Origin of the sequence: Actinosynnema sp. NPDC059797 (assembly GCF_042732085.1) — a bacterium.
In the GTDB taxonomy this organism is placed as follows: domain Bacteria; phylum Actinomycetota; class Actinomycetes; order Mycobacteriales; family Pseudonocardiaceae; genus Actinosynnema.
Genome location: NZ_JBHWIE010000561.1, coordinates 1 through 3,430, shown reverse-complemented (window position 1 = coordinate 3,430; position 3,430 = coordinate 1). Strand labels below are relative to the sequence as shown.

Below are 3,430 nucleotides of genomic sequence, written 5' to 3'. Positions count from 1 at the left end.
TCTCTGCTTCTTGGGGGCCCCGCCGTTTTGTGCGGGGGGGGGGGGGGGGGGCGCCCCCCCCACGCCCCGGAGGGCGACGACCTGGCGGCCGCCTACCTGCGGCTGCTGCTCGACCCGGACCCGGCCGTGCACCAGCCGGCCGCCGACGAGTGGTGCCGGTGGGAGGACGCCGTGGTGCCGCCGCCGCCCGGACCGGGCCGCTTCGACCCCCCGGAGCACCGGCTCGCGTTCGCCCGGATCGTGACCCACTACTGGGCGCACGGTTCCTGGCTGCCCGACAACCACGTCATCGACGGGGCGGACAGGCTCGCCGGCATCCCGGGCGTGATCGTTCAAGGAGAGCTCGACCTGGGCAACCTCGTCGGCACCCCCTGGAGGTTGACGCACGCGTGGCCGGACGCGGAACTGGTGATGATCCGCGGCGCCGACCACGGCGGCAACGACGCCATGACGGAGGCGCGCGTCGCGGCCACCGACGAATACCGGTAACACCCCGGAACCCGGTGCGATGGTTTGATGACAGCCTGAGCACGGAGGGGGCCGGGTGTACGACAGGTTCACCGCGCGCGCCCGGCGGGTGCTCTCGGTCGCCCGGTCCGCGGCGAGCGGGCGCGCGGGCGCGGAAGTGCTCCTCCCCGACCTGCTGCTGGGCCTCGTGCCGGACGGCGGGCCGGCGGGTCGGGTGCTGGGCGAGTTGGGCGTGACGTCGGCCGCCGTACGGCGGCGGCTCCCCGCACCCGGCTCGCCGCCCACTCCCGGCTCGCCGCCTGCCCCCGGCTCGTCACCCGCCCCGGAGTCGCTGCGTGCCCCCGGCTCACCGCCACCCGCTCCCGAGGGGCTGGCCCTGTCGGCGCAGGTGCTGCGGGTGCTCGACCGCGCGCGGGTGGACGTGCCGCCGGCCGAACCGGTCGACGCCCACCACCTGCTGCTCGCGCTGGTGGACGTGGACGACCCGGAGGTCCGGCGCGTCCTCACCTCGGCCGGGGTACCGCCGCGGGTGCTGCGCGACCGCGTGCTGGCGGCGGCCAACGACGACCGGCCGCCCGCGCCGTCGCCGAAGGTGTTCATCAGCTACCGCAGGCAGCAGGCGCGGCACGTGGCGGGCCGGATCGCCGACTGGCTCGCCGACCGGGCCGAGGTGTTCATCGACGTGCACTCGATCCGGCCCGGCGCCGACTTCACCGAGGCGATCACCACCGCGGTCGACGCGTGCACCGCGCTGGTGGCCGTCATCGGGCCGGGGTGGGCCGGGCTCACCGACGACCGGGGCAGGCAGCGGCTGGCGCAGGCGGACGACGTGGTGCGGCTGGAGGTCGAGGCCGCCCTGCGACGGGACGTCGCGGTGATCCCGGTGCTGGTGGACGGCGCGCGGATGCCGCGCGTGGACGAGCTGCCCGAGGACCTGCGCCCGCTGGCGTTCCGCAACGCCCTGGAGATCAGGCACGAGAGCTTCCGGCAGGACGTGGCCCGACTGGGCGAAGCCGTGGCGGGGGGTTGACGGTGGAGCGGTTCACGAGGGGGGCGCAGCGGGTCTCCGCGCTGGCGCTCCGCGAGGCGCGGGGGTTGGACCACGCCTCCATCGGCACCGGGCACCAGTTGCTCGGCCTGCTCGGCGAGGGCGGCGCGGCGGCGGCCGTCCTGGCGTCGTTCGACCTGTCGCTGCCCCGCTGCCGGGAGCACGTCCGGGCCGTCGAGGGGCCCGGCGGCCGGGTGGTGGCCGGGCACCTGCCGTTCACCCCCGGCGCGAAGCGGGCGCTGGCGGCGGCCGTGCGGGAGGCGTTCGCGCTGGGCCGGCGGCAGGTCGGGACCGAGCACCTGCTGCTAGGCCTGCTGACCGAGGAGGACGGGGTGGCGCTGGACGTGCTGACCCGCTGCGGCGTCGACGCCGCCGAGGTGCGGGACCGGGCGTTCGCGGTGCTGGCCGGGATCGAGCCGCCGCCCGCCCGGCGCCCCGCGCGGCTGTTCCTCAGCCACCGGCCGCAGGACCTGCACGTGGCGGGCCGGATCGCCGACCGCCTCGGCGACATCGGCCGGCCGGTGGTGGGCGACGTGGCGCAGTGCGACGTGCTGCTCGCCGTGATCGGGCCGAGGTGGACGCCGACCGAGGCGGTGCTGGGCCACGTCGAGACGGCGCGGACGCGGTCGGTGCCGGTGATCCCCGTGCTGGTCGACGGGGCCGAGCTGCCCACCGACCGGCTGCCGGGGACCGGGGGCGTCACCGTGCGGCACGAGACGTTCCGCGAGGACGTGGCGCGGCTGGCCGACGCGGTCCGCTACGCCCGGCCGGGCGCCGGCTGACCGGCCGTCCCCGGCTGCCTTCACGCGTGATTTGAGGGTTTCGGCGAACTCCCCTGGGACTTGTCTCCCCAAGTGCCAACAAGCAGTTCAATGAAACACTTGAAGCATGGAAGCCGGCGAAGTGCAGCGGTACATCAGCGAGGCGTTCGAGGGGGTCAACGCGCTCGAGAGCGACGGCGACACCTACTTCCTCTTCGACCCCGACCGGGACCTCCCGCCGGAGCGGCAGATGCCGTTCGCCACCCTCGTCACCGGCGACCGCCACGACCGCGTGTCGGACCTCGACCGCCCCGGCGCCTACCGGCTCAACATCGGCCTCACCAAGGCCACCTACACGTCGCTGTTCGGCGCACCGCCCACGGTGCGCGACGCCGACCACGTCCTGGACACCGGGTACGACCACGCCGAGCGCGACCGCCTGATGCCGCACCCGGTCTACGCCTCCCAGCACTGGGTCTGCGTGGTGACGCCGAGCGAGGCGACGTTCGAGACCTTGCGGCCCCTGCTCGCCGAGGCCCACGGGTTCGCCGCGCGCAAGCACGCCAACCACGCCCGGCGCGCGGGGGCGGTCGGCCCGGCGTCCTGACACCCGGTTGGCGCCCGGCCGGCACCCGGTCGGCACCGGTCGGCACCGGGGAAAACCGCTCGGCCACGGCGCGCCGCGTCGGATACGGTGCGCCCGACCCGAGGGAGGAGCACCGTGGCCAGGCGGACACCGCAGGAGAAGAAGCAGCTCAGCTACACCAAGGACCGCCGCAACACCTACGGCGAGAACAGCGCGGCGAGCCGGAGGGGCGTCCACCGGCGTCGGCGGCGGGTCAACCGCGCCAACCGGCGGCACGGCGAGCAGGCCCTGCGCCAGGTCCTCGGCCGGCTCGACGAGCGGACCACCGAGCACGCCGAGCAGGTGCTGTGGTCGCGGCGCCCGGCGACCTTCCAGAAGTACCCCGACAGGCCGCTCGGCGAGGTCGTCCAGGACCGCCTGCGCCGCCGCGTCGCGCTGGGCATCGACGCGGAGCCGAAGGCGCGGCAGCGGATCGAGCGGGTCCGCCGCAACTCGTCCCGCTGAGGGGCCTCGGCCGCCGCGCCCTCCCCCTCGCGCCCGCCTCCCGTGCCCGCCTCCCCCGCGCCC

4 protein-coding genes and 1 pseudogene are annotated in these 3,430 nt (G+C 76.0%); all 5 read left to right on the top strand.

The genetic code is table 11. From position 1 onward, the window contains the following. A pseudogene (locus ACFV4N_RS41610) lies at positions 1-489 on the top strand (prolyl aminopeptidase); the annotation flags it as partial. A 55-nt stretch (positions 490-544) separates the two neighbouring features. Further along, positions 545-1,498 carry a toll/interleukin-1 receptor domain-containing protein gene (locus ACFV4N_RS41605; RefSeq protein ID WP_499678203.1) on the top strand — a complete coding sequence of 318 codons (954 nt, stop codon included), beginning with the start codon at positions 545-547 and terminating at the stop codon, positions 1,496-1,498. Positions 1,499-1,500: 2 nt separating this feature from the next. Continuing rightward, a complete protein-coding gene (locus ACFV4N_RS41600; RefSeq protein ID WP_499678202.1) occupies positions 1,501-2,298 on the top strand; it encodes a Clp protease N-terminal domain-containing protein in 798 nt (265 codons plus the stop codon). A gap of 106 nt (positions 2,299-2,404) precedes the next feature. Then, positions 2,405-2,884: a DUF6194 family protein gene (locus tag ACFV4N_RS41595; RefSeq protein ID WP_499678201.1), complete on the top strand. Its 480-nt coding sequence runs from the start codon at positions 2,405-2,407 to the stop codon at positions 2,882-2,884. A gap of 114 nt (positions 2,885-2,998) precedes the next feature. Next, on the top strand, positions 2,999-3,367 hold the full coding sequence (locus tag ACFV4N_RS41590; protein WP_499678200.1) for a hypothetical protein: 369 nt from the start codon (positions 2,999-3,001) through the stop codon (positions 3,365-3,367). Positions 3,368-3,430: the final 63 nt, after the last annotated feature.

What these genes read in the sequence shown, in the direction of transcription:
- ACFV4N_RS41595 (WP_499678201.1), top strand. Translation starts at nt 2,405, where the DNA reads ATGGAAGCCGGCGAAGTGCAGCGGTACATCAGCGAGGCGTTCGAGGGG.